This is a genomic window from Synechococcus sp. W60.1 (assembly GCF_047461575.1).
Classification (GTDB): domain Bacteria; phylum Cyanobacteriota; class Cyanobacteriia; order Thermostichales; family Thermostichaceae; genus Thermostichus.
Map to the genome: position 1 here is coordinate 371,697 of NZ_JANSHL010000002.1, position 25,565 is coordinate 397,261.

Annotated in this window: 24 protein-coding genes and 1 pseudogene; 6 read left to right on the forward strand and 19 right to left on the reverse strand. The window is 61.1% G+C overall.

What is annotated here, in order from left to right; genetic code table 11:
• Window positions 1-54 precede the first annotated feature (54 nt).
• The 15 genes and pseudogenes from NW805_RS03800 to rpmJ all read right to left on the reverse strand — a co-directional run bounded on the left by NW805_RS03800 (window position 55) and on the right by rpmJ (window position 12,524).
• Window positions 55-1,326, reverse strand: a complete 1,272-nt coding sequence (locus NW805_RS03800) for a class I SAM-dependent methyltransferase (RefSeq protein ID WP_414421682.1) — start codon at window positions 1,324-1,326, stop codon at window positions 55-57.
• Window positions 1,327-1,378: 52 nt separating this feature from the next.
• On the reverse strand, window positions 1,379-2,500 hold the full coding sequence (locus tag NW805_RS03805; RefSeq protein WP_414332141.1) for an ABC transporter ATP-binding protein: 1,122 nt from the start codon (window positions 2,498-2,500) through the stop codon (window positions 1,379-1,381).
• 246 nt (window positions 2,501-2,746) lie between these two features.
• The gene (locus NW805_RS03810) at window positions 2,747-3,187 is read right to left on the reverse strand and encodes an Hsp20/alpha crystallin family protein (RefSeq protein WP_011433199.1); all 441 of its coding nucleotides are present in this window, start codon (window positions 3,185-3,187) and stop codon (window positions 2,747-2,749) included.
• Between the two features lie 178 nt (window positions 3,188-3,365).
• Entirely contained in the window at window positions 3,366-3,677 is a 312-nt protein-coding gene (locus NW805_RS03815) for a PepSY domain-containing protein (RefSeq protein ID WP_414421683.1), read from the reverse strand.
• A gap of 84 nt (window positions 3,678-3,761) precedes the next feature.
• Window positions 3,762-6,393 (reverse strand): annotated as a pseudogene (gene acnB, locus NW805_RS03820) (bifunctional aconitate hydratase 2/2-methylisocitrate dehydratase).
• A 102-nt stretch (window positions 6,394-6,495) separates the two neighbouring features.
• A complete protein-coding gene (gene prfA, locus NW805_RS03825) occupies window positions 6,496-7,578 on the reverse strand; it encodes a peptide chain release factor 1 (RefSeq protein ID WP_011433196.1) in 1,083 nt (360 codons plus the stop codon).
• A gap of 54 nt (window positions 7,579-7,632) precedes the next feature.
• Window positions 7,633-7,857: a 50S ribosomal protein L31 gene (gene rpmE / locus NW805_RS03830; RefSeq protein ID WP_414351133.1), complete on the reverse strand. Its 225-nt coding sequence runs from the start codon at window positions 7,855-7,857 to the stop codon at window positions 7,633-7,635.
• 76 nt (window positions 7,858-7,933) lie between these two features.
• On the reverse strand, window positions 7,934-8,344 hold the full coding sequence (gene rpsI, locus NW805_RS03835) for a 30S ribosomal protein S9 (protein ID WP_011433194.1): 411 nt from the start codon (window positions 8,342-8,344) through the stop codon (window positions 7,934-7,936).
• Window positions 8,341-8,796: a 50S ribosomal protein L13 gene (rplM, locus tag NW805_RS03840; protein WP_414421684.1), complete on the reverse strand. Its 456-nt coding sequence runs from the start codon at window positions 8,794-8,796 to the stop codon at window positions 8,341-8,343. Before rplM ends, rpsI begins: the two co-directional genes overlap by 4 nt.
• Window positions 8,797-8,841: 45 nt before the next feature.
• Window positions 8,842-9,699, reverse strand: a complete 858-nt coding sequence (gene truA / locus NW805_RS03845) for a tRNA pseudouridine(38-40) synthase TruA (protein ID WP_414409114.1) — start codon at window positions 9,697-9,699, stop codon at window positions 8,842-8,844.
• 13 nt (window positions 9,700-9,712) lie between these two features.
• Window positions 9,713-10,063, reverse strand: a complete 351-nt coding sequence (gene rplQ, locus NW805_RS03850) for a 50S ribosomal protein L17 (protein WP_011433191.1) — start codon at window positions 10,061-10,063, stop codon at window positions 9,713-9,715.
• 95 nt (window positions 10,064-10,158) lie between these two features.
• Entirely contained in the window at window positions 10,159-11,166 is a 1,008-nt protein-coding gene (locus tag NW805_RS03855) for a DNA-directed RNA polymerase subunit alpha (RefSeq protein WP_414421685.1), read from the reverse strand.
• 150 nt (window positions 11,167-11,316) lie between these two features.
• Window positions 11,317-11,703 carry a 30S ribosomal protein S11 gene (rpsK, locus tag NW805_RS03860; RefSeq protein ID WP_011433189.1) on the reverse strand — a complete coding sequence of 129 codons (387 nt, stop codon included), beginning with the start codon at window positions 11,701-11,703 and terminating at the stop codon, window positions 11,317-11,319.
• A gap of 84 nt (window positions 11,704-11,787) precedes the next feature.
• On the reverse strand, window positions 11,788-12,171 hold the full coding sequence (gene rpsM, locus NW805_RS03865; RefSeq protein WP_011433188.1) for a 30S ribosomal protein S13: 384 nt from the start codon (window positions 12,169-12,171) through the stop codon (window positions 11,788-11,790).
• A 236-nt stretch (window positions 12,172-12,407) separates the two neighbouring features.
• The gene (gene rpmJ / locus NW805_RS03870; protein ID WP_011433187.1) at window positions 12,408-12,524 is read right to left on the reverse strand and encodes a 50S ribosomal protein L36; all 117 of its coding nucleotides are present in this window, start codon (window positions 12,522-12,524) and stop codon (window positions 12,408-12,410) included.
• Window positions 12,525-12,689: 165 nt separating this feature from the next.
• Between rpmJ and NW805_RS03875 the strand changes: the two genes are divergently transcribed.
• Both NW805_RS03875 and NW805_RS03880 read left to right on the forward strand, forming a co-directional pair.
• Entirely contained in the window at window positions 12,690-14,678 is a 1,989-nt protein-coding gene (locus tag NW805_RS03875; protein WP_414421686.1) for a carboxypeptidase regulatory-like domain-containing protein, read from the forward strand.
• A gap of 73 nt (window positions 14,679-14,751) precedes the next feature.
• Window positions 14,752-15,813, forward strand: coding sequence for a carboxypeptidase-like regulatory domain-containing protein (locus NW805_RS03880; protein WP_414421687.1), 1,062 nt, complete (start codon window positions 14,752-14,754; stop codon window positions 15,811-15,813).
• Window positions 15,814-16,177: 364 nt separating this feature from the next.
• Here NW805_RS03880 and NW805_RS03885 read toward each other — a convergent pair whose 3' ends face one another.
• From NW805_RS03885 to NW805_RS03895, 3 genes are read right to left on the reverse strand one after another with little or no spacing between them, the layout of a single operon-like run.
• The gene (locus tag NW805_RS03885) at window positions 16,178-16,786 is read right to left on the reverse strand and encodes a hypothetical protein (protein ID WP_414421688.1); all 609 of its coding nucleotides are present in this window, start codon (window positions 16,784-16,786) and stop codon (window positions 16,178-16,180) included.
• Window positions 16,765-17,187 (reverse strand): thioesterase family protein, encoded by a 423-nt coding sequence (locus tag NW805_RS03890; protein ID WP_414349783.1) that lies wholly within the window; start codon window positions 17,185-17,187, stop codon window positions 16,765-16,767. The genes NW805_RS03885 and NW805_RS03890 overlap by 22 nt, the downstream gene beginning before the upstream one ends.
• A 28-nt stretch (window positions 17,188-17,215) precedes the next feature.
• The gene (locus tag NW805_RS03895) at window positions 17,216-18,775 is read right to left on the reverse strand and encodes a hypothetical protein (protein WP_414421689.1); all 1,560 of its coding nucleotides are present in this window, start codon (window positions 18,773-18,775) and stop codon (window positions 17,216-17,218) included.
• 147 nt (window positions 18,776-18,922) lie between these two features.
• Here NW805_RS03895 and NW805_RS03900 point away from each other — a divergent pair, with 147 nt between their 5' ends.
• The 4 genes from NW805_RS03900 to NW805_RS03915 all read left to right on the forward strand — a co-directional run bounded on the left by NW805_RS03900 (window position 18,923) and on the right by NW805_RS03915 (window position 24,650).
• On the forward strand, window positions 18,923-20,116 hold the full coding sequence (locus NW805_RS03900; RefSeq protein ID WP_414421707.1) for an RNA-guided endonuclease InsQ/TnpB family protein: 1,194 nt from the start codon (window positions 18,923-18,925) through the stop codon (window positions 20,114-20,116).
• Between the two features lie 132 nt (window positions 20,117-20,248).
• Complete coding sequence (locus NW805_RS03905; RefSeq protein WP_414421690.1) at window positions 20,249-22,357, forward strand: tetratricopeptide repeat protein; 2,109 nt, start codon at window positions 20,249-20,251, stop codon at window positions 22,355-22,357.
• A 101-nt stretch (window positions 22,358-22,458) separates the two neighbouring features.
• A complete protein-coding gene (gene aroB / locus NW805_RS03910) occupies window positions 22,459-23,664 on the forward strand; it encodes a 3-dehydroquinate synthase (protein ID WP_414421691.1) in 1,206 nt (401 codons plus the stop codon).
• On the forward strand, window positions 23,643-24,650 hold the full coding sequence (locus NW805_RS03915; protein ID WP_414421692.1) for an aspartate-semialdehyde dehydrogenase: 1,008 nt from the start codon (window positions 23,643-23,645) through the stop codon (window positions 24,648-24,650). Before aroB ends, NW805_RS03915 begins: the two co-directional genes overlap by 22 nt.
• On the opposite strand, the gene NW805_RS03920 is transcribed toward NW805_RS03915, so the two are convergent.
• Window positions 24,647-25,336, reverse strand: coding sequence for a hypothetical protein (locus NW805_RS03920; protein ID WP_414421693.1), 690 nt, complete (start codon window positions 25,334-25,336; stop codon window positions 24,647-24,649). The two genes, NW805_RS03915 and NW805_RS03920, sit on opposite strands and share 4 nt — an antisense overlap.
• Window positions 25,337-25,565: the final 229 nt, after the last annotated feature.

Consider the following 25,565-nt stretch of genomic DNA (forward strand, 5'->3'; position numbering starts at 1 on the left):
ACGCAAACACCCCCGGCCCCTCTCCCAGGGGGAGAGGGGGGTAGGTTCTTGAACTCAACGCAGCGGCGAGTGCAACAGCACCACCAGCCGCTCTTCCAGGAACTTGAGATTGGCCACCACTTGGTTAAAGGCCTCTTCGGGGGTCCAATCCATGAGATCTAGCGCCTTGGCCGCCAGGGCCTGTACAGGCACAGGTTTCTCCCCAAACACATCAACCAGCCAGCGCACCGAGAAGGGATCGATGGCAATGTTGCCCTCGGAGCCGGGCCAGCCGTTGATGTTGACCGGGCCATTGTCGCGGATGGCATTCTCAAAGGCAGCCTTGGCGTTGAGCCTCAGCAGCAGGGGATGGGCGTGTACCGAGCCATTTCTCCATTCCTCGTTGCTGAAGGGTTGGGGAGAAGTGGCCCCGGTGGGGTGGCCACACCAGAAGTCGATCAGGCGGGTCAGGTTGGGAAAGATCAACTCGATGAAGTGCAGCAGCTCCTCCTGGCTGAGCTTTTTGATTTGCCGCAGGGCGTAGGGAACGGGCTTGGTGAGGACCCGCTCCAGCTTCCACTGCTGCCAATTGACCATACTGATGAACTCCAGCCCGGCTTGGCGGAGCATCTCAAAGACCTGAGGTACGGTAAAGCCTTTGTCGCTGCGCAGCAGGAAGTTGGCCAGGATCCCATTGGTGGTTTTGATGGCATCCCCTTGCCAGTGGCTTTTGACGAAGCTGCCCTCGTGAAGGGCATCCATCAGCTCCCTGAGGATGGGAACGGCTTTGGCAGCCGGCTCATCCATCACCCCCAGCAGCTCCATGGCATCCTGCATGTTGAAGATAAACTGGCGCTGGTAAAGGCTGTGGACATTGGTGCGGATGATGCCGTCCGGTTTGAGGACTTGGCGCATGCCTTTCAGCCCCGCCACCGGATCGTCCAGCAGGTAGAGCACGTCGTTGCAGGCGATGAAATCGAATTGCTCCCCCAAGGCCCTCAGGTCGGTGATGTCCATCACCTCGAAGCGCACGTCTGGAATCTGGTGAAACTCAAAGCGCTGCCGGGCCATTTTCAGGGATTCTGCCGAGATGTCCACCCCGACGAAGGTGGCACCCGGATTGGCCGTGGCCAGCACAAGGGTTTCCCAGCCGGAGCCACAGCCGGCGTTGAGCATTACTTTGCCCTCCGGTTTCACCACCTTGCGGTTGCGGCGATAGTAAGCGGTGGTGAGGCTGTTGGCAAAAAGCGCGAAGTTATCCGTAACCGTCTGCTCAATCGGCACATTCGGGTAGGGAAATTCGTCAAACTGCGCCTGAACCAAGCGGGACGTCGATTGCTCCGGCATAGGGATCCCTGCCTTTCTCAGCTTATCTAGGATTCTAAGGCGATCCCAGGGTTTAACCCAGGCGCTGCTCGGTTTCGGGATCGAACAGGTGGAAGCGATCCATATCGAAGATCACTTCCGCCCACTGGTTGACGCGAAGCTGGGTACGGGGATCCACGCGGGCCACAAACTCCTGCTCGGCCAGGATCCCTTCTCGGTCGCTGGTGCTGAGATAGAGGATTACTTCATGGCCCACCAGCTCCGTTACCGAGACCTTAGCCCGCACCGGGGCAGGTTGGATCCCTGGGGGTTGGTAGTGGGGATCGTGGATGTTTTCCGGGCGGATGCCGAAGATGACCGACTTGCCGACGTATTGCCAATAGGGCTCTGCCTGGTGGGGCGGGATGGCCACGCGGAAGGCGCCGGTATCGATCCAGAGGGTGCCCTCCTGCTCCCGCAGCTTGGCCTGGAAGAAATTCATGGCGGGGCTGCCGATGAACCCGGCCACAAACAGGTTGGCAGGGCGGGTGTAGAGGGTGTGGGGGGTATCCACCTGCTGCAGGCGGCCATCCTTCATGACGGCGATGCGGTTGCCCATGGTCATGGCCTCCACTTGGTCGTGGGTAACGTAGATAAAGGTGGTGCCCAGTTGCATGTGCAACTTGCTAATCTCGGCCCGCGCCTGTACCCGCAGCTTGGCATCCAAGTTGGAGAGGGGCTCATCCATCAAAAACACCGCCGGATTGCGCACGATGGCCCGCCCGACGGCAACCCGCTGCCGTTGCCCACCCGAAAGTTCCTTGGGCTTGCGGTTGAGCAGGTGTTCGATCCCAAGGCGCTTGGCCACCCCCCTAACCCGGCTTTCGATCTCCGCCCGTGGCAGGCCGCGCAGCTTGAGGCCAAAGGCCATGTTCTCGGCCACGGTCATGTGGGGGTAGAGGGCATAGGATTGGAAGACCATGGCGATATCCCGATCCTTGGGGGGGACATCGTTCACCCGTCGATCGCCAATGTAGATGGAGCCGGCGCTCACTTCTTCCAAGCCGGCCAGCATGCGCAGGGAGGTGGTTTTGCCGCAGCCGGAGGGGCCGACAAAGACGAGAAATTCCCCGTCTTCGACGGTGATGTTCAGGTCATGGACGGCGGTGGTGTCTCTGTAGCGCTTGGTAACGTGTTCGTAGGTAACGCTGGCCATGCTCTCAACCTTGGCTCCGTTGCGCACTCAAACCCTATCCAAAGCGGCGGGCAAAAGTCAAACGGGGTTCGGTTTAAGTTCGCTAGGGAAGGCTGGGGATCACTGCAGCGAACCCGGTTTATTCCTGGTTGAAATGAGCACAAGCTGAAAAACCAAAACGCAAGAAAGATTAAAAAAAGGTAGGCTCATCGCCTACCTCTAGGAGATCCTTTTTCCCATTGGGAAACTGCCCAACCTCTCGGCCTATCAGGAGACAACGCTCACTTTGACCACTTGGGCTTTTTCAGAGTCCGCTTTGGGCAGAGTCAGGGTGAGGATCCCATCTTTGTATTCGGCTTTCACCTGATCGTGTTTGATCCGGTTCGGCAGCGGGATCACCCGTTGGAAGCGCCCATAACGGAATTCAGTCCGGGTTACCCCTTTGTCTTCAGAGCGCTTCTCAAATCGCCGTTCCCCGGTGATGGAGACCGCTTCGGCTGTGGCTTGGATATCCAAGTCGTTGGGGTTCAAGCCGGGCAGCTCCAGCTTCAGGGTAATGGTTTCGGGATCATCGTGCATCTCCACTGCCGGCATGAAGGCAAAGCCGTCGGCCTCGGTGGTGCGAGGGATCAGCCGGTCGAACATCCGGTTCATTTCCCGTTGAATTTCGTCAATTTCACGAAATGGATCCCAGCGGACAAGAGCCATAGAGCATCCTCCTCCTCTATTACTTTGCTTTTTTGACTTCCAGTTCGAGTTTGGAGCTTAGCTTTTGGGGCTCAACTTTAGAGGTGCAAGCAAAACCTCTATGCTTCTAGTGTAGTCAAATCCGTTCCGGGAAATGTAGGGTTTTCTGGAATGTTTCTTAGGTGTTTACCCTACAGGTTTATCTATCCAAAACCCTCTGGGACTCCGTATGTTTGGGGCGGCGATGGGGTTTTGTTGGTAACCACATACTGAGGCCGGTTGCCACCATCACCAGCAGCCCCAGTCCGTTTAAGAACGGGTAAACCGCTTGCAGGTCGAGGGGGCCCCACTGCCCTTTGTGGATTTGGATCAGCCAGTAGTAGTCGAGGTTTTGGTTAAGGCGGGCAATTTGATAGAGGGATCCCGTTAGCACCGTTACCACCAACGGCAGGGCCAGAATGGGGGCAAGGGTGCGGTGGATGCGGCGGATCATCTTCGGATTCAGGGCCATTGGGCTTTCTCCAGGGCAATGGGGCGATCCCTGCCATGGTATCAGGGCGACCCAGGGCAGATTTGGAATCCTACTCCACCCTGCTCAAGAACGGATCCCGAGCAAATCCTCGATCTTGGGCATTTGCTCGGGGGGGATGACCCGTCCTTCTTCCTCAAAGCCAGGGATCTCGTGGAAGTTGAGGTAGCGGTACAGCTCGCCGGCAAAGGGCTGGATCTTGGTGGAGACGATCTCTCGGTACTCCTCAGGGGTAGGGATCCGGCCCAAAAGGGCGCAGGCGGCGGCCAGCTCGGCGGATCCCAGATAAACCCGCGCGTCTTTGCCCATGCGGTTGTTGAAGTTGCGGGTGGAGGTGGACATGACGGTGGCCCCGTCTTCCACGCGGGCTTGGTTGCCCATACACAAGCTGCATCCCGGCATTTCCGTTCTGGCCCCGGCGGCAGCAAAGATGCCGTATACGCCTTCCGAGCGCAGTTGTGCCTCATCCATGCGGGTGGGCGGACAGATCCAGAATTGGCGCACCTTGGCCCGCCCTTGGCCTTCCAGGATTTTGGCGGCGGCGCGGTAGTGGCCGATGTTGGTCATGCAGGAGCCGATGAAAACTTCGTCAATCTTGATCGGCGTATCGGGGTTGCCGGCGGCGTGTTGGGCATGGACTTCGCTCAGGGTCATCACCTTGTCGGGATCGTTGGGGGCACAGACAATTGGCTCGGTGATGGTGCTGAGGTCGATTTCGATGACTTCGGCGTATTCAGCGTCGGCATCCGCCTCCAGGAGAGTGGGGTTGGCCAGCCAGGCCTCCATTTTGGCGATGCGCCGCAGCAAGGTTCTCGCATCCTGATAGCCGCGGGCGATCAGGTTTTTCAGCAGCACCACGTTGGAGCGCAGATATTCTGAGACCGTCTCGAGGCTCAGCTGGATGGTACAGCCGGCACAGTTGCGCTCTGCCGAGGCATCGGTAAACTCGAAGGCCTGCTCCACCTTCAGATGCGGCAGGCCCTCGATTTCCATGATGCGCCCGGCAAAGACGTTTTTCTTGCCTTTTTTCTCAACGGTGAGCAGCCCCCTCTGAATGGCCACGTAGGGGATGGCATGGACAATGTCCCGCAGGGTGATCCCCGGCTGCAGTTCCCCCTTAAAGCGCACCAGCACCGATTCCGGCATGTCCAAGGGCATCACCCCCATGGCGGCGGCAAAGGCCACCAGACCGGATCCCGCCGGGAAGGAGATCCCCAAGGGGAAGCGGGTGTGGGAGTCGCCCCCGGTGCCGACGGTATCCGGCAGGAGCATGCGGTTGAGCCAGGAGTGGATAATGCCATCGCCGGGACGCAGGACAACGCCCCCGCGGGAAGCGAAAAAGTCGGGCAGCTCTTTGTGGATCTGGATGTCCACCGGCTTGGGATAGGCGGCGGTGTGGCAAAAGCTCTGCAGCACTAGGTCGGCGTTGAAGCCCAGACAGGCCAGCTCCTTCAGCTCATCGCGGGTCATGGGGCCGGTGGTGTCCTGGGATCCCACCGTGGTAATGAGGGGCTCACAACTGGTGCCCGGGCGCACGCCTGGCAGCCCACAGGCTTTGCCCACGATTTTTTGCGCTAGGGTATAGCCTTTGCCGGTGTCTGCCGGTGGAGTGGGGCGGATAAACAAGGTCGAGGGAGGCAAACCCAAGGCTTGGCGGGTTTTGTCGGTGAGGGCACGGCCAATCAACAGGGGAATACGTCCCCCCGCCCGCACTTCGTCGGGGAGGGTCACGGGCCGCAGGGAAAAGGTGGAGAGAACCTGGCCGGCCTCAGAGCGGATCACGCCTTCGTAGGGGCAAATGGTAACCACCATGCCGGTTTCCAGGCGGGAGACATCGCACTGGATGGGCAAGGCCCCGGCATCTTCGGCGGTGTTGAAGAAGATGGGCGCAATGGTGCCCCCCAGGATCACCCCCCCAGCCCGCTTGTTGGGCACATGGGGAATGTCGTGGCCGATGTGCCAGAGCAGCGAGTTGAGGGCGGATTTGCGGGAGGATCCCGTGCCCACCACATCCCCCACAAAGGCAACGGGATGGCCGCGGCGCTTCAGCTCGGCAATGGTAACCAGGGATCCCGGAGCGCGGGACTCCAGCATGGCTTGGGCGTGGAGGGGGATATCCGGGCGGGTGGTGGCGTGGGCGGCGGGGGAAAGGTCATCGGTGTTGATCTCGCCGGCAACCTTGAACACTGTTACAGTGATTGCTGCGGCCAGGGGAGCTTTGGCGGTAAACCATTCGCCCTTGGCCCAGGACTCGATCACCTGTTGGGCATAGGCATTGCCGGACTGGCTCAGCTCCAGCACGTCGTGAAAGGCATCGAAAACCAGCAGGGTGTGGCTGAGGGCGCGGGCTGCTGCCGCTGCAATCTCACTCCGGGGATCCCGCAACAGATCCAGCAAAACCTGGACGTTGTAGCCCCCCAGCATGGTGCCCAAGAGCTCCACCGCCCGCAGGGGAGTGACCAACGGGGATTCAACCTCCTCCTTGGCCACAGCGGCCAAAAAGCCCGCTTTCACATAGGCGGCTTCATCGACCCCCGGCGGGACGCGCTCTGTTAAGAGGTGCAACAAAAAGGCTTCTTCGCCGGCAGGCGGGCCTTCAGGAGCTCGCACACCTGGCTGGTCTGGGCAGCGTTTAAGGGCAGCGGCGGGATCCCTTGGCCTCGCGGGCAGCGGCGTGTTGGCGGTATTCGGCCAGCATGGGGGTTTAGGCACTCGACGTGGGTATTTATTCTACCGCTAGCTCGGCAGAGGAAAGGTCCTCGAGAAGGGATCCCATTCGCTGGCGGTAACTCAGTTTGGCCTAGGATAGCTCCGCCAACAGCTCTTTTTGGTAAAGGCCAATACAAGCTTGGATCAAGTCGTCCAGCTCCCCATCCAAGATGGGCTGCAGAGGGAAATTCTGGTTGAGGCGGTGGTCGGTAACGCGGTTGTCCTTGTAGTTGTAGGTGCGAATTTTTTCCGAGCGGGATCCCGTTCCCACCTGCATGCGCCGAGCAGAGCTGATGGAGGCCTGTTGCTCCTGCAGCTTCATCTCGTAGAGTTTGGCCCGCAAAATCTGCATGGCCCGCTGGCGGTTCTGCAGTTGGGAACGCTCCTCGGTACAAAACACCCGGATCCCGGTGGGCTTGTGGAGAAGATCCACCGCCGTCTCCACCTTGTTCACGTTTTGGCCGCCTGCCCCCCCGGAACGTGCCGTTTTGATTTCGATGTCTTTCGGGTCGATGACCACCTCCACCTCGTCCACCTCTGGCATCACCGCCACCGTGGCCGTCGAGGTGTGGACACGGCCTTGCGCTTCGGTGACGGGCACCCGCTGCACCCGATGCACGCCAGCTTCAAACTTGAGCTTGCTGTACACCTGATCCCCTTGAATCTCCAGGATCGCCTCTTTGTAGCCCCCCAGCTCTCCTTCCGAGAGGCTCGCCAGACGCACCGACCAGCCCAGCTTTTCGGCGTAGCGGGTGTACATGCGGGCCAGATCCGCCGCCCACAGCGCCGCCTCCTCCCCACCGGTGCCGGCGCGAATCTCCAACATGATGTTCTTGTCGTCGTTGGGATCCCGGGGCAGCAGCAGCAGGGTGAGCTTTTCCTCCAGTTGTTCTTGGCGGGCCCGCAGTTGCTCAAGTTCCGCTCTTGCCATCGCCTCCAGCTCCGGGTCGGAGGCCGATTCCCGCAAAAGTTCTTCCGTCTGTTGCAGATCGCGATTCAGCTTTTGCCAGTCGTGAAAAGCCTGGACGGTGGCCTCCAAGGAGGAGCGGGCCTTGGCAATCCGCTGCAGCTCAGCTGGATCCGTGGCCACGTCCGGATCGGCCAAGCGCACCGTCAGCTCCTGAAAGGTGGCTTCAACATTCTTAAGCTGGTCGATCAGTTGAGCAGAAGCCATAGATTCGCAATACCCAGGGATCCAAGCGTTGCCCACACCCGGAGGGGGGAACCTCTACTTGGCCTTTTTGCCACCTCCCATGCCGTATTTGCGCATGAACTTCTCCACCCGGCCTTCGCTGTCGATGATCTTTTGGCTGCCGGTGAAAAAGGGATGGTTGCCCGACCAAACATCCACCCTGAGCTCCGGCTTGGTGGATCCCACCGTCATCACCACTTCGCCATTGCAGATGACTTTGGCTTCTGGATACCACTGCGGGTGCAATCCTTTCTTGGGCATAACCCTCTCCTCCTCTGGGCCTGTTTCTATACCCTTGTCTATCAACATCTTCCTCTAAAAACAACGGCAGGGATCCCTAGCGCTTCGAGTACTGGGGAGCCTTGCGGGCCTTGCGCAGGCCGTATTTCTTCCGCTCCACGGCGCGCGGATCCCGTTTCAGATAACCCTCTACTTTCAAAGGGCCGCGATTGGCCGGATCCACCTCGCAGAGGGCGCGCGCCACCCCCAGCTTGATCGCATCCGCCTGGCCGTGAACGCCGCCGCCATGGGCTCGCACCAGAATATCGTAGGAGTTTTCCAGACCAAGGATCTCCAGCGGCCCCTTCACACTGGCCAGCAGGGCTTCTTGATACTGCAGATACTGGTCTCCCGGCCTGTCGTTGATGATGATTTTGCCCGTGCCGGGCACCAAACGCACGCGGGCAACGGCGGTTTTGCGGCGTCCCGTTCCCCAATAAACGGCTCGTTGGCTGCTCGCTTGAGTCATGCTTTGGCTCCTGGGATCATGTTGAGGGGATAAACCTGGGGTTGCTGGGCCTCATGAGGGTGGTTTGGCCCGACATAAACTTTCAACTTGGTGAATTGCCGCCGGCCCAAACGGGTGTGGGGCAACATTCCCTTGACCGCTTTTTCCACCACCCGCTCCGGCAGGCGCGCCTGCAGTTGGGCAAAGGTTTCCACTTTCATGCCGCCGGGACGGCCAGAGTGGCGGCGGTAGAGCTTTTGGGTGCGCTTTTTGCCAGTGACCACCACTTTCTCAGCGTTGATCACAATTACATAGTCCCCCGTATCCAGGTGAGGGGTGAAGTCCGGTTTGTGCTTACCCCGCAAGAGGGTGGCCACAGCGGCGGCCAAGCGGCCCAGGCGCTGATTGGCAGCATCCACCAGATACCAGCGGGGCGCCAGAGTTTCGGGGTTGGGAAGGGGAGTTTTGTTCATGGCAGCCAAGGAAACATATCAGGACAAGCTTGGAGATCGCCCAGATCAACCGCAGGAATGGGCCAACGCAGCCGGCGACCGGAGGGCGGAGGGAGGCTCTGTGGGCAAGGCCCAAAAGGGCAGCGAGTGGGCGAACTGTTGACCGAAGGGATCCGCAGCATAGCCCACATCCGTCAGGCACAGCCCTTGCGGAGGAGCGCTGTAGCGGGTGCGCATCTGGCTCCAGTCGTTGTGTTGCCACAGGTGGACAAACTGTGCCGGGCTGAGCTGGCCCCGGCCCACCACCTCTAGGGATCCCACCAAGAGCCGCATCATCCGGTAGAGGAAGCCGCTGGCCTGCACCTCGATGCTGATCAAGTCCCCCAGCCGCTGGCAGAGCACCTCCTGCACCTGTACCCGCGAGTGGGGCCGATCCGATCCCCGCCGCCGGAAGGCTTCCAAGCTGTGCTCCCCCAGCAGGGAATTCAGGGCTTCCGCCATCGGCTCCACCTGCAGAGGCCAACGCACTTGCCAGCTAAAGAGGCGCCAGAACACATCCGGTCGCTCCCGGTTCAGGATCAGGTAGCGGTAGCGGCGCCAGCGAGCCGAAAAGCGGGCGTGCCAGGAGTCAGGCACTTGAGCAGAAGCCAGCACTACCACATCTTCCGGCAGACAGTCGTTCAGCACCCTCGACCACTCCGCCGCAGGGATACCGGAGGTGGTGTCGAAGTGGGCCACCTGGCCTGCAGCATGAACCCCCGTATCGGTGCGACCGGCCCCATAGAGGGTTACCGGATGCCCCGCCCGCGACGCAATCGCCTCCTCCAGCACCCCTTGCACGGTACGGCGGGCTGCCTGGCGCTGCCAGCCATAGAACCTGCTGCCGAGGTACTGAATTCTCAGGGCAATGCGACGGTACGGCATGGATCCCTTTCCGCTACACCAGCTCGATGACCGCCATTTCTGCTCCATCCCCCCGCCGATGCACGGTGCGCAAGATGCGGGTATAGCCACCGGGCCGATCCCGGTAGCGCTCAGGAGCCTGCTCAAACAGGGAGCGCACCAGCTCCTTGTCGTAGATGTAGGCCAGCGCCTGTCGCCGCGCCGCCAGGGATCCCTCTTTGGCCAGGGTAATCATCTTCTCAGTGGTGGCCCGAATGGCTTTGGCGCGGGCTTTGGTGGTGGTGATCCGCCCTTCCCGCAGCAGAGCCGTGGTCAGCGCCCGCATCAGGGCCTTGCGCTGGTCGGCGGGCTTGTTGAGGTGGGGGGTACGACGGCGGTGGCGCATGGTAACCTCTGCCTTTTGTCCTACAGTCTTCGGGGATCCTTGGGTTTTGACGCGGTCGTGCCGGCGGTGCCGATACTTTGGACGGAACCTGAACCCTACGCCTTGCCCTTTTCGCGGGTGCGGGGCAGCGTCAGACCAAAGCGGTTTTTCAAGGCCTGCACCACCTCTTCGGCAGATTTCTGGCCAAAGTTTTTGATCTCCAGCAGATCTTCCTCGGTGTAGACCAGCAGATCGGCCACCGTGTTGATCTGAGCTCGCTTCAGGCAGTTGTAGGCCCGCACCGATAGCTGCAGCTCCTCGATGGGGATCTGGTTTTTCTGGTTGTCCTCGGCTGGCTGGGGCGGCACAGGGGTATCGAAGCTGACCTCCTGCAGCGGCGAGAACAAGCCCACCAAAATGCGGGCGGCTTGGCTGAGGGCCTCTTGCGGGGTGAGGCTGCCGTTGGTCCAGACTTCCAATATTAGCCGATCTTTTTCCAAAGATTGGCCGACCCGGGCTGCTTCCACGGCGTAGTTCACCTTGCGCACCGGCATGAAGACAGAGTCGATCTGCAGAAAATCGATTGCCATCGCCTTGCTGTCAGAGTAATCGACGGCGCGGTAGCCATGTCCTCGGCCAATCATGAACTCCATTTCCAAAATTGCCCCTTCCGCCAGGGTGGCAATGTGGTGACGGGGGTTGATCACCTCCACGTCGCTGGGCAATTGCAGCTTCTCGGCGGTGACTTCCCCTGGCCCCTGAGCCACCAAACGGCCCACCTGAGTATCGGGAGCGGTGGAGCGCAGCACCAACTCCTTCATGTTCAGAAGGATCTCCATCACGTCTTCCCGCACCCCCGGCACCGTGGAAAACTCGTGGGTCACCCCGGCAATGCGTACAGCGGTCACCGCCGTCCCTTCTAGATTGGAGAGCAACACCCGCCGCAAAGCGTTGCCCACCGTGATCCCTTGGCCGCGCTCCAGTGGCCCCAGAGCAAATTTGCCGTAGTGAACGCCGTTATCATCCCGATGAGATTCAACACACTCGGTCTGGTAAGCAACAGCGCTTGAGCTCGCTTTGCTGCCGAGAGAGTGGGGGAGGGTTCGGCTGGTTTGAATCATCATAGTGGCCCCGTCCGTCTGGCTCGATATCCGTTTGGAGAACTGATGAAACTTCGAGGTCATCTCACGCTTGGGCAGACCTTCGCTGGGGCATGGCGTAGCTCTGGAGAAAACCCCCTACAGACGCTCGACCAGCCCTCAACGCGGGATCCTTCAGACACGCCGCCGCTTGGGAGGACGGCAACCGTTGTGGGGAATGGGGGTAATATCTCGAATCAGAGTAATTTCCAGGCCCGTTGCCTGTAGAGCGCGAATGGCGGTTTCCCGACCGGCTCCCGGCCCGCTCACCATCACTTCGATCTGGCGCATGCCGTTCTCCATGGCTTGACGCGCCGCACTTTCTGCTGCCATTTGGGCGGCGAAGGGAGTGCCCTTTTTGGCCCCTTTGAAGCCCGTAGAACCTGCCGAGGCCCAAGACACCACATCGCCGTTGGGATCCGTGATGGTGACGATGGTGTTGTTGAAGGTGGACTGAATGTAGGCCACCCCATTGGGGATGTTCTTTTTAACCTTACGTCCGCGCCGTTGCTGCCGAGCCATGATCCAGGTGTCCTCGCAATCGACTGTTTGGGGTTGAGATTCGGGATGGTGGGAGACTTTTGCCTTCCGCGCAAAGTCCAGCGACTACTTCTTGGCGGGAGCTTTCTTCTTGCCGGCCACCGTTTTCCTGACCCCCTTGCGGGTGCGGGCGTTGGTGCGGGTGCGCTGACCACGCACGGGCAGACCCAGGCGATGGCGACGACCTCGATAGGTGCCGATGTCGATCAGCCGCTTGATGTTCATCGCCTCCTGGCGGCGCAGATCCCCTTCTACCTGGTATTCGCCCTCCACCACCGTCCGTAGGGCGGCCACCTCAGCGTCGGTGAGGTCGCGGGTACGAGTATCCGGATTGATACCGGTCTTCGCCAAAATCTGGCGGGAGCGGGTTAGCCCAATGCCGTAAATGTAGGTGAGGGCAATCTCCACTCGCTTTTCTCGGGGGATGTCAACTCCCGCAATCCGTGCCATAGTCAGGGGTACCTTTCAAATCAAACCAACTCGTCAAACCAACTCGAACACACTTGCCCAGTAAGGATTGAGTTGCCTGCCTGAGATGGGATCCTCATTCAGAGAAATGTTGCTGTAGAGATGCCGGTCTTGGGATCCATGCTCACCGAGAGGTCTAGCCAACGTTTTGCTCGGTTGTGTCGGAAGCCTTTGCCTCTGTCTCCCGTTGCAGGCTGAACCCACCCACCATCGACCCTCTAGCCCTGCCGCTGCTTGTGCTTGGGGTTGGAAGAACAAATGACCATCACCCGACCGTGGCGGCGGATGACCCGGCATTTTTCGCAGATCCGACGGACGGAAGGCCGTACCTTCATGGTTGATCCTGACAAAACCAGCGAATATCCATTCTATGTTCGTCTGGGCAACCTGTCAAAATGTGTTTGGGTTTGCTGACAGCGAGCGGACAGTCGGGTTGGCTATGCTGGTTGGGCGAGGATCTCCTGAGTCAAAGTAGGCGCGACTGTGGAGTGGAGAAGGCCATGCGGTGGCAATGGCTGGTTGTGCTGAGTGGTGTGCTGGGGCTGGGATCCCCTGTGTTGGGGCAAGGGATCCCTTCGCCGGAGGCAGGCTCTTCCTCTGCTGGGAGGAACTTTTCTGCGGATGGGAACGGCCTGAGGACAGAGGGGGATTGGCTTTTGCCGTTGCGCAGCTCTGCCGATCGCATCGATGGGGTACCGGATCGGGGCTGGGTTGCGGTTGGGCTGTTGGAGGAGCAGGCCGTGACCCTGCTGGATGGGGCCAGCGGGGATCCCCTGTGGCAGGTGGCGGTGGGGTTTGCTCCCAGTGTGGTGCGGGTGGATGAGGCGCGGCAGGTGGTCTATGCCTCTGGCCCCAATGCCCCTGGGCTGGTGGCCCTCGATCTGCTGACGGGGGAGCTGATTCAGGCCTATGGGTTGCCGGCGGGAGTTTTGGATATTGCCGTGGATGGGGTCACAGGGCGGGTTTTCGCCTCCATGCCTTCTGCCCAGAGTTTGGCGGTGATGGCTGCTCCCCTTCGCAGCAGCGGTGCGGAGCACAAACGCCAAAGCGACCCCTCAGAGCAGCCGCAAGCCCGCAATTTGCCGATGCCCGGCCCCCCTTTGGCGCTGGCCTACGATGCGGAGCGGGGATCCCTGTTTGTGGGTCTAGCCGGGGAGGATCCCCTCAGCTTGCTGGTGGTCAACCCGGACAATGGGGAGCTGTTGGCCCGTTGGCGGGGCGGTCATACTCCGGAAGCGATGGCTTTGGATGCCGAACGGCAACGCTTGGTGGTGCTCAACTCGGGCAGCCAAGATCTAACAGTGCTGGATCTGAGCCGCAGCGGCGAGGCCCTGCAGCGGGTTGGCCTGGATTGGCGACCGACGCGGCTGGCCCTTTCCCCTGATGGACGTTGGGCTTACGTGACCTCCCGCGATAGCGACCGCCTGCAGCTGGTGGATTTACAGACGGGGCGATTGGTGGCCTCGCTGCGGCTGCAGGGACAGCCGACGGGTCTGGTGATGCTGGGGGAGCGGGATCTGTGGGTGGTGGCAGCAGGGATCCCAGCTTTGCGCCGTTTGCAGGATATTCAGGCTCAAGTTGGCGACGGCGGGACAGAGGTCCTGAACGGGGGAGTCCCCTCTCCAGGCAACCGCGGTGTGGTGACCGGGCGGGTGCTGGATATTGCCGGCCAACCTGTTCAGACGGGGGTTTTGCACTTGGCCGCCACGCCAACCCAACCCCAGCAAACTGTTCGCATTGCTGCCGACGGCACTTATGTGCTGCCGGAACTGCCGGCTGGCCTGTATTTGGTGGATGTGGAGGTGCCGGGTTTTCCGCTGACCAGCACCCAGGTGGAAGTCCGGGCCGGCTTTGTCTCCACTCAGGATATTCGTCTGCCGCCCGGGGAACCGACCCGCCAGCCGGAGGGCATTGGCCTTTTGCCCGATGAACCCGTTTACTCGGATGAGCTGGCCCGCCACCTCAGCATGGCCCTGAAGGAGTTGCAGCCCCAGCGACCGGTACTGCTCTTGAAGGGGCCTCTGGGGCCGGATCCCCGGTTTGAGCCGCTTCTGCCCCTCACCCAGGGCCTGACTTTGTTGGATCGGGATGAGCGCTACACCTCCGATTTGGCCAAGCTGAAGGTGATCGGGGATGCCCTGGGATTGCGCTATATCCTCTTGACCCAGATGCAGATCTCGCAGGACTACAACCGCCAGGGCAACTCTCTGCTGAATACGGCCTTACGCTTTGTGGCCCCGACGGTGCCGGTGGAAATTCCCAACTTCACCCCCAACCAGCTGCGCAGCCGCGGGGTGGTGGTGGTGGTGGACTTGCAGAGGGATCGGCCTGGGGATCGGGCTCGCTACTACGAAGCCTATGGGCGGGATGATGTGGGCGGGGATCCGATGTTTGAAGATGCGGCAGCGGGCCTGTTTCGGCTGCAGGTGCGCAACATGGTGCCGGTGTTTGTCCAACAATGGCAAGCCAACAACCCCTTTTCGGGGTGAGGATCCCTGCAGCACCCGTCAGTGGCGCAAAGCAGAATAGAACCGACTGCTATTACCGGATGCAACCTTCGCCATGCCTCTTCTCTTCTTCCATCCTCTCCGGCGCAGGATCAGCTATCGCTACGCGACGCTCTCGCGAACAGGCAGTCTGGCCCTCTGCGGCTGGCTGGCACTGACTTCAGGAGCGCTGGCTCAGGCTCCGGCCACCCCCATTCCACGGTTGACGCCGTTGTTTCCCTTTCAAGACAAAGGGCAGCCCCAGGGAACAGCACGGCTGGTGGGGCAGGTGAGCAACAGCGTGGGACAACCTGTGGCGGGGGCACAGGTGCAGTTGGAGGGCATGGAGAACCCCAATCAGCCGATTCAAACCGATGAGCGGGGCGCTTTTGAGCTAGACCATGCCCCAGCCGGGCGCCGGATGTTGACGGTGTGGCACCCCGACTATGAAAAGGCAGAGCAGGAGATCCTCCTGCAAGGGGGCCTGACCACCCCTGTGGATGTGGTTTTGCAGGTGCCCATTCGGCCTCAACCCCGCCGTCGCCTTGGCATTTTGGGGGTGGGAGGGTTGGAGCATACCCAACTGTTGGGCCAGCGCCTGGCCATAGAGGCGGTGCGTCTGGGCTTGATCCCCAACGGCGAGAAGGTGGTGCCTCTGGACAACCGTCGCATTCAGCCCATTTTGCAGAAGGTGGGCTGGCCCATCTACGAACTGTTTGAGTGGGATCGCCGCAAGCCCGAAGCAGTAGGCCAATTTTTCGATTACCTGGGCCTGGAAGCCATCGTCATCGCCCGCGTCGATGTCCTCACCCGACCGGCTTCGCCAACGGAGTTGAGCCTGCGTTCCCGCAGCCGCCTGGAACTGTGGCGGTTTGATGAGCAAGGCAACCTGGTGGCGGATGTCTTGGCCGAGGCCAGTCGCGATCAGGTGGAGCGGAGCAACCTCAATGCTGCCGAGCTGGCCCAGCTTTATCAAATCCAAGTCACCCAGATGGCTGCTGAGGTGGGATCCCGCTGGAAGGAGCATCACCCGCTGGCCCAGTACCTAGAACTGGCTCAGGGAGAAGCCCCACCCCCACGCTCTCGCCTGGATACGGCTGTGGAGCTGCGCATCCCCTCTGCCACACCGACTCCCTAGGTCTTAAGCAGAACAGCTCCGGGATCTCTTCTGTTGTCGTGAAAGGGATTGTCCTCTGAGTTCGTCTAGCAACGACGGGAGGAGCCGCCCGAAGAGTGGCGAGAAGAGCTGCCCCCCGATGAAGGGCGGGAGGAGGAGCCGAAAGAGCCAGAAGAGCGCGAGGAGCCGCCACAACAGGAGCTTGCAAAGCTTGGATCTGGTTTTGCAGTTGTCTGCAGCGACGCTGCCTGCGCCAGTACATTGTGCCGCCGATTATCCCTGCAGCACCTGCCCCCACCCCTACCAACGGCCAGGGCGAAGGGGGAGGCGGGTAGGTCATGCCTCTGTTGAATTGCTGCCCGGCGCTGCAGCCGGCCTGACCGCGTCAGCGCTGCAGTTCCCCCCCCAGCGCTTTGCTCCTGACGCCAGCTGTCCCATGGGCTATTTTTGCTGGGGATCCCTTCCGATGGCGCGATAGGGCGAGCCACCCCAGTTTCAAGGCCAACCCCAGCACCTGCCAGCCGCGCAACCGGATCACCAGGGATCCCCATCCGTGCCAACCGATGCGAGCGAAGGTCAAGCGCAGGTGTTGGGCCAACTGAGGGGGTAGAGCGGCGATTAGTCCCAAGCATTGCCCCGTCAAAGCCGGATCGGCAAAGCCAATTTCCACCCCTCCTTGCCAAGATTGGATGTGGAGCTGCTTGCCCAGCTTCCACAGGTAGGGCCAATCTCTGGGGGAGCAACGTTCTCCCCGCTGCGCCGGCCAACGGCCGCGAAGGCGCAGGGATCCCCAACGCCATTCCCAGCCACGGCGGCTGCCCCGCACAGTCCACCCCCCCCACCCGTGCCATTTCCAGATCCAGGCAAGGGGGCCCTGCCAGGGTTTGCGGTAGTACACGATGAGCCGTTGAGGCCAGAACAAGAGAGTTCCCACAAAGACGGCCAGCAGCAATCCCAAAGGACTCCGTCCCGCTAACGCGAACAGCTTGAGCACCGACTGGGATCCTCCGCGGTCAATCCATAGCGGGCCAGAAAACGGGGCAAATCGACCACCAGGCAGGTGTAGGATCCCTGCATCACCAGCCGCTCCTGCTGGGTGATCTCCACCTGAAACTGAATGCGTCTTCCCTCCACGGCCACGACTTCGACCCGAACCTGCAAGGGATCCCCCGCCACCGCTGCCGACCGATGTTCCAAGGCAAAGCGGATCCCGACCGCCGCTTCCTCCGGCTCGTAGAAGGGCTGCAAGGTGGTGTGGCTGCACCGCTCGATCAACGTCAACAAAGCCGGGGATCCGATCACCTTCACACCGGGGTTGCCCAGAGCCTCAGCGGTTTGTTCTGGGCCGAGGATCCCTTGCCAGGTGCCAAGGGTGCCCAAGGGAACGGGTTTCATCTCCGCACAACCAGAGTGCTCCGCACCGCTAACGCGAACAGCGGGCAGGGGCGCGCATTCTCCTGGATTGCCACAGGCTCCAGCCTTGCCAGAGCAGGAGAATCAACGCCAGGATCCCGACCACCCCGGCCAGCACCAGCGCCCGTTCCCAGCGGGTGGCATGGAAGCCGGTTACCGTCCAATCGCGGCTGAGGTTGGATCCCAGAATGGCAAGCACAGCCAGGCCCAAACCTCGGATCCCCAGAGATTCCGCCCCTCTTCCCTCCTGCTGCAGGAGGATGGGCTGCAGCGCCGCCAGGATCAAAGCAGTCATCAAAGCTCCCAACAGGAAGGCCGCTTGCGGCTGAGCGTGAATGAAGTAGCCCACCCCCACCGGCAGAGCCAGGCTGGCCAGCGTCAGAGCGATCCCCGTCTGCAGGGGTTTGTCTGGCCCATACAGCCAGTGCAGGAGCGCCGCCAGCGCCATGGCCGCCATGCCCAGGTACAGCGCCGCCGACACATAGGGCTGGGTGAGGTCGATCCCGGCAACCTGCAGGTTGAACTGGTGCAACAGGTTTTGCAGCAGAGGGCGGGCCGACAAGAAGAGGGCTGCCATCGCCCCCCAACGGCTGGGAAAAGCCAGACATCCCAGCCCCAAGAGGGCCGCCCCGTAGGATCCCCCCAGCCGCAACGCCAGCCGCGCTCCTCCCCCCACCAGCGTTAGGCCCACACAGGCCCGCCAGAGCAGCCGTCCTTGTTGCTCGGCAACGCTGACGCGACCGGCTAAAGCCTCCGGCCCGCTGACATGAGCAGGTTCCCCTGGCGCAGGGATCCCCCGTCCCGTCTGGTTCTCCAAGGCAAGCAAGGCCCACGAGAGCAGCACCCCTGCCCCGTAGAGCAAGGCCCAAAAGGGATCCTGGTATAGGCCGTTGCGGGTCAAGGCCAAGGCCAGCGCCAACGCTACCAGCCACCCCACCCCATGCCCCACTGCCGACAGCAGCCCGGGGGAGTCTTCTGAGGCGGTCAAGAGCGGCACAGTGCCTGCCACCAAGCTGAGGGCGGCCAGCCCCACCGGCAACAGCACCTGCCAAGGGAGATCCGGCTGGGATCCCATCTCCAGCAGGCGAGATCCCCAGGTTATGGCGGCAATGCCGCTCCACCCCTGGCCCAGCGCCATCAGCAACGACAGGGCTTCCGCTGCGGCCAAGACCCCCAGCAAAGGGATCCCCACCAAGCCCATCCCCAGGCCGCAGCCCCACAGAAAGAGCATTCCATGCTGCTCCGCAATGCCGATGCGACTGGGGGAGCCGATAGCCAGACTTTGCCAGGCCGCCAAACTGAGCAACAGCACCACCAGCCCTTGCCCGGCCCGACCGCAGCCACTCAACCCCAGTAAACCCACCCCCACCAGGCCCCCCAACAACAAAGCCAGGGGGATCAGATCCGGCAACTGACCCAGCCAGCACCCCAGCGCTGCCAACGCCACCAAGCCCAGCCCCACTGCCGGTTGCCAGCGGCGAACGGATCCCCAGCAGCGATATCGAATCGCTTCCAACAGCAAGACCACCAAGCCAATCGCGGCCGCAATCGCCAAAACTCCACCCAGCATGTGCTCCCTCCTTTCAAGCCCTGCACCAACTATCGCCTATCGCTGTCCGGTCATCATCGCCATTCAGCTAGAAATCGCAGGAGCCCCGCACTGTACCCGTAGGGTCGGTGTCGGGAGGAATGCGCTTTGATGAAGTACAATGAACTCATGAGCCAAATCCTGACCGTCTCCTGCAAGCTCAAGGTGTCCCAGTCGCAAGCCGCAAAGTTGGATGCGACAATGGATGCCTTTGTGCAGGCGTTGAACTGGGTCAACCAAAACACACCAGAAAAAGTAGTCAACGCAGTCAAACTCCAATCCCTTTGCTATTACCAGATTCGCGCTCGGTTTGGCTTGTCCAGTAATCTGGCCCAGCAGGTCTGCAGACGGGTGGCAGGCGCTCGCAAAGTGGCGAGACAGCGCAACCGTCCAGTTAAAGAGTTCAAGCGTAGGTTCGTTACCTACGATGCACGTATCTTCTCGTTTCGCGAGAAAGACTGGACAGTGTCGCTTGCCACGGTTGATGGAAGAGAACGCTTTGAGCTAGCCATTGGCAACTACCAGAGGGGAATGCTGGCTGGCTCTAACCCCAAATCGGCCACCCTAGTCCAGCGGAAGGACGGCTCCTACTCCATCCAGATTTGTGTCGAGGCAGAGCCCCCCAAGCAACAGAACACCGACAAGGTGATTGGTGTTGACCTGGGACGGCGAGACATTGCACATACCTCCGAAGGAGACAACTGGAATGGACAGCAGCTGAACAAAGTCCGAGATCACTACTGTCGGTTAAGAGCGTCTCTTCAGCGCAAGGCCAGTAAGGGCACCCGCAGTTCGCGGCGCAGATGCAGAGAACTGTTGCAACGGCTGTCTGGCAAGGAGAGACGCTTTCAAACGTGGGTCAATCATCGCATCTCCAAAGCTATTGTCTCTAGGGCAAAGGCTACCAACAGCGCTATCGCTCTGGAAGACCTGACAGGGATTCGGGAAAGAGTCAATCAACAACCCCGCAGCAAAACCGAAAGGCGCAGGGCCAACAGTTGGGCGTTCTACCAACTACGTCAATTTCTGGAATACAAGGCGAGGGTTGCAGGGGTTTCTCTGATTCTTGTTCCGCCTGCTTACACGTCGCAGACCTGCCACCGGTGCTTACACATCCACCCTGAGCAGGGTAAGTCCTACCGCAGTGGCAAGTCGTTCAAGTGTGGGCACTGTGGATGGGAAGGGGATGCGGATTTGAATGGTGCGAATGTGATTGCGCTCTTGGGGGCTGCTGTAAACCAGCCTAGAGGTTCGGGCTTGTTTTGTTCTCTGGTAGAGCAGAGCAGGCCCAGGGCTACTGAAAGCCCGCTCCGTACCGCTTAGCGGTCGGAGTCGGGTAGTTTACGTTTGCTCCTTGCCCCAGACCCGATGGGGAGCAAATGCGTTTGCGTTTGTGAAAGCATCGCGCAGCGATAACGCAAAGATAAGCTGGAGAAGAGCAGCGAGCGGGCGTTCATGTCTTCAGAGCATTACAAGTTCGACCTTTTCTTGCGCTACCACCGAGAGCAAGCCCGGTGGGCGCGTCAACTGGCGGAGCGGCTGGATCGCGAGGGTTTCAAAGTCTGGTTTGACCGCTGGATGCTGCAGCCGGGGGATAACCGCAAGCTGGAGCTGCAACTGGCCATCGAACAATGCCGCTGGGTGGGAGTGGTGGCCTCTCCAGAGTTTGTTGCCGATCCCTGGCCAAGGGATGAGCTGTACAGCGGGTTTCCCCATGCCCCGGCACGACAAAACCAGCGCCTGCTGACGCTGCTGCACACCCCCACTGAGCTACCCCGCCCCCTGGAAGAGGCGCCCCTGCTGGATTTTACCGGCTCAGAAGAGGATCCGGTGCTGTTTGAGTACCGCGCCTTGGAGCTAATGCACTTTTTGGATCCCAGCTTCCCTGCCCCCGGGGATCTGCAGCGGTTCCGGCTGCAATACCGCCGCCGTGAGGGGAAAGAGTCCCTGGAAGATGAAGAGGTGCGGGGATTTCAGGCCTTTTTGCGGGCCATCCAGATGGCCATCCTGCGCATTGCCACAGGCGAAACCCCCTCCGCCACGCCAGAAGAAGGAGCGCGTCAGATCGCCATTTTGCAGTTCATTCAGCGGCTGTTTCAGTGGAACAGTGCCGACATCCAATTCGAGCGGGGGGAAGACTGGCGTCGCCGCGGCAACCTGACGGAAGCCCTGGCCGCCTACGACCGGGCTCTGAACATGGATCCCAACTTCGCCCTGGCTTGGAGCCGCCGTGGGGATGTGCTGGTGCAGCTGGCCCGCTACCGCGAGGCGGTGGACAGCTACAACGGATCCCTGAGCATCAACCCCTACGACGAAGAAACCCGGCTGCGCCTGGCCCTGATTCTGGGGCGCCTGGGGCAGTACAAGTCGGCGGTGGTTAACTACGACAAGGTGCTGGAGAGCAACCCGGAAGATGCTCTGGCCTGGCATAACCGCGGCATCCGCCTGCTGCAACTGAAGCGGTCTAAGCTGGCCCTGAACAGCCTGAACAAAGCGCTGCGCCACAACCCCAAGCAGCCCCGCACCTGGCTGGCCCGTGGGATCGTGTTGCGACGGCTGCGGCGGCCCAGCTCGGCAGCGGCTAGTTTTGCGCGGGTTTTGAAGCTCAACCCCAGAAGTGCGCGGGTTTGGCGCTACCAAGGCAATGCCCTCTTCCACTGCCACCGGCTGCGCTCGGCTGTCGAGTGTTACAAGCGCTCGCTGCGGCTGCGTCGCCGGGATCCCATCACCCTGCACAACTTGGGGGTGGCCCTGCTGCGCTTGGGGCAGTATCGGCTGGCCAGCAAGGCCCTAGAACGCGCTCTGCGCTACGATGCCGACAACTACAAAAGCTGGTACGCCCGCGGTGTGGCCTTCCAGAAATTGGGCTACCTGAAAGAAGCCTGTATCCACTTCGAGGAAGCCCTCAAGATCAAGCCGGAGCACTTTCCAGCCCGCTATGCCTTGGCGGTAGCTCAGCAGGAGCTGGGGCAATATGAGGCCAGCCTACGGCATTTCCAGCGCTTGGTGCAGCAGCGTCCCGGCAGTTCTGCCTGCTGGTTTGGCCAGATCACCGGCCTGCGGCGCCTGGGCCGGCTGGAAGAAGCCCGTGCCGCCTGCCAGCAGATGATCCACCTCAACGAACGGGATCCCTGGGGCTGGTTTGCCCTGGGGTTGATCTACAGCGAGCTGAGGGATCCCGAACAAGCTGTGCAAGCCTACTCGCGGGTTTTGCAGCTCACCCCAGAAGATGCTGTGGCCCTCAACAACCGCGCCTGGGAAGCCTTGAAATTGGGGAAGCTGGAACCTGCCCTGGCAGACGCCCAACAGGCCACGCACCTGGATCCCCAGCGGCCCGCCTTTTGGCATACCCTGGGGCTGATTCAACTGCGCGCCGGCCAGCGAGCAGCCGCCCAAGCCAGCTTGCAGCGCTGTCTGGAGCTGGATCCGCAATTTCAGCCGGCCCAAGCCGCCCTGCAGGACTTGGCCCAGGAAGACTCGGCCTCGCCGGCGGGAACAGCTCTGCCGGATTTGGAAACCCTCACTCCCCAGTCGGAGCCGCAGCCAGTTGACCCCAACCCCTAGCAGGATCCCCTGGGCTTTCAGACCCCAAGGACAATGCCTGCAGCAGGCAGACGGGAGCAGAACATGCCACACTGGATCCCGCCCCCTCAGCACCGACACGCATGGATCCCTATCTGATCCCTGTCAAGCTCTCCAGCAGATCCTTTCACGATAGCGGGACAGAGTCCTACGACATCCTCATCCAGTCTGCGGAAGGCCCCAGCGGCCACAGCCTGATCCAGTTGGGATCCCAGATGCGAGCTAGAGGGCTTTCCGGCAAGGCTCTGGTGGTGAGCCATCCCGGCATTGCCAAACACTTTGCCGAGAAGTTGCTGCAGGGGCTGCAACAAGCGGGGTTTGCCGCCCACCTCTGCCTATTGCCTGCCGGCGAACGCTACAAAACCCTGCGCTCGGTGGCCAAGATCTACGACGCCGCCCTAGCCTTTGGCCTGGAGCGCTCCTCCACCTTGGTGGCGCTAGGAGGGGGGGTCATTGGCGACATGGTGGGGTTTGCTGCCGCCACCTGGCTGCGCGGGATCCCTTTTGTGCAGGTGCCCACCTCACTTTTGGCCATGGTGGATGCGGCCATCGGCGGCAAGACCGGCGTCAACCATCCCCAGGGGAAAAACTTGATCGGGGCGTTTTATCAGCCGCGCCTGGTGTGGATTGATCCAACGCTATTGCAGACTCTGCCCCAGCGGGAGTTTACCTCAGCCCTAGCGGAAGTGATCAAATATGGCGTGATTCAGGCTGCCGACCTATTTGAGTTTTTGGAAGATCGACCCCAACTGAGCCGCTACACCGACTTTGCCCCTGACGATCTGCACTATCTGTTGCGGCGCTCTGCCGAGTGCAAAGCCTGGGTGGTGCAGCAGGACGAGAAAGAAGCGGGCCTGCGGGCCATCCTCAACTACGGCCACACCCTCGGCCATGCCCTAGAAGCTGCCACCGGCTACCGCCGCTATCTGCACGGAGAAGCTGTCGCCATCGGCATGGTGGCTGCCGGGGAGATCGCCCGCCGCCTGGGTTGGTGGAGCGCCGCCGAGGCGGAGCGGCAACGACGCCTGATCGAGAAAGCAGGATTGCCCAGCCGGTGGCCGGCCGGGATCCCTTGGGAGACGGTGTTGCAGGCGATGCAGGCCGACAAGAAGGTGAAACAAGGGCGGATTCGCTTCGTTCTGCCCCGCCGCATCGGCCAGGCCGAGCTGACCGATCAAGTCGAGCTGGCAGAGGTGCAGGCTGCTTTGGCCTCGATTACAGCCACCTCTGGAACCCTAGAATTAGGAAAACCTAAGGACAAGAAAGCATGGCACGGCAACAACGGGTAGCCATTTTGGGAGCAACAGGAGCAGTAGGGACGGAGCTGCTGACGCTATTGGAAGAGCGCCACTTTCCTGTAGCCGACCTCAAGCTTTTGGCCTCGCCCCGTTCAGCGGGCACTTATTTGACCTTCAAGGGGGAGCGGATCCCGGTTGAGCCGGTTTCAGAAGCGGCCTTCCGGGGCCTGGATCTGGTGCTGGCCTCTGCCGGAGCAAGTGTTTCCAAAGCCTGGGCCAAGCCCATCGTCGAGGCGGGGGCGGTGCTGATCGACAACTCCAGCGCCTTTCGCCTGGATCCCAATGTTCCGCTAGTGGTGCCGGAGGTCAACCCCCAGGAAGCCTTCCGTCACCAAGGGATCATTGCCAATCCCAACTGCACCACCATCCTAATGTGCGTGGCCATCTACCCCCTGCATCGCCACATCCCCCTGCGCCGCGTGGTGGCCGCCACCTATCAATCGGCCAGTGGGGCCGGGGCCCGCGCCATGGTGGAGCTGCAAGAGCAAACCCACGCCTACCTCCAGGGGCAGCCGTTGCAGCCCCAGGTGTTCCCTTACCCCATTGCCTTCAACCTCTTCCTCCACAACAGCCCCCTGCAAGAGAACGGCTACTGCCAGGAAGAGATGAAAATGGTCAACGAATCCCGCAAGATTATGGGATCCCCCAACCTGCGGCTGACAGCTACCTGTGTGCGGGTGCCGGTGCTGCGTACCCACGCCGAGGCCCTCAACCTGGAGTTTGAACAGCCCTTCCCCGTGGAAAAAGCCCGGCAAATCTTGGCCCAAGCTCCAGGGGTGGTGCTCATCGAAGATTGGCAGCAAAACCGTTTCCCCATGCCCATCGACGTGGCCGGCAGGGATGAAGTGGCGGTGGGCCGCATCCGCCAGGACATCTCCGAGCCCAAGGCCCTGGAGCTGTGGCTATGCGGGGATCAAATCCGCAAAGGTGCGGCCCTCAACGCCCTTCAAATTGCCGAGCTGCTTTTGAAGGACTAAATCACCATCACTTTAACTGTCCAGGTTACCGGCCCCGCTGTAACAGGGGCAGCCTCAGTGCTGTTCAACGTCACCGGGGAGTTGGGGTAGTCGTGGGTGCCGGATGAGGTCAGAAGTCCCGTTTGGACAGGGATGGTCACTGTGCAGGTTGCGCCGACAGCCACTTGTCCTCCGGTGAATTGAATGGTGTTCCCACCCACCGAGGCTGTGAGAGTGGGGGAGCCGCACGAAGATGTAAAAGTCCCCGGAGCGGCAACTTGCAAACCAGAAGACGGCGCTCCCGGCAAGGTGTGGTTAAAGGCCAAGCCCGTCAATGGAATGGCTGCGTTGTTGGTTATTGTAAACGTCAGAGTTCCATTCCCGGTAGCGAAAGCTGGGCCGATTGGGCCAAGCGGGTTGGGAGCAAAGGCCATGGTAAAGGTGGGAGCTGGCACCGTTACCGTTAGGTTGATAGCCTCAGCGGTGGCATTAGGCGCTTGGTCGCTGCCCAGGATTACCGCGGGGCTGGTCAGGGATCCCGGTGTCGTGGCTGTAACCTGAAGATCCAGGCTGATGGTGCAGCTAGCGTTGGCTGCCAATGAGCCGTTGACCAACGAGATGGAAGTGGTTGCTGGTAGAGCTATCACCGTCCCCCCACAGCCATTGTTCAGGTTATTGGGATTGGCAATGACCAAACCGTTAGGCAAGTCGTCGGAAAAAGCTAGACCAGTCAGGGGCAGGGCAGCGGTGTTGGTAATCGTGTAGGTCAGAGTTGTTCTGGCATTAGGGACGAGCTCTACCGGGTTGGGGTTAAATGCCTTGGCAAAATCTGGGGCACCCAGCGTAGGTGTCGGAGTCGGCGTAGGTGTCGGAGTCGGCGTAGGTGTCGGAGTCGGCGTAGGTGTCGGAGTCGGCGTAGGTGTCGGAGTCGGCGTA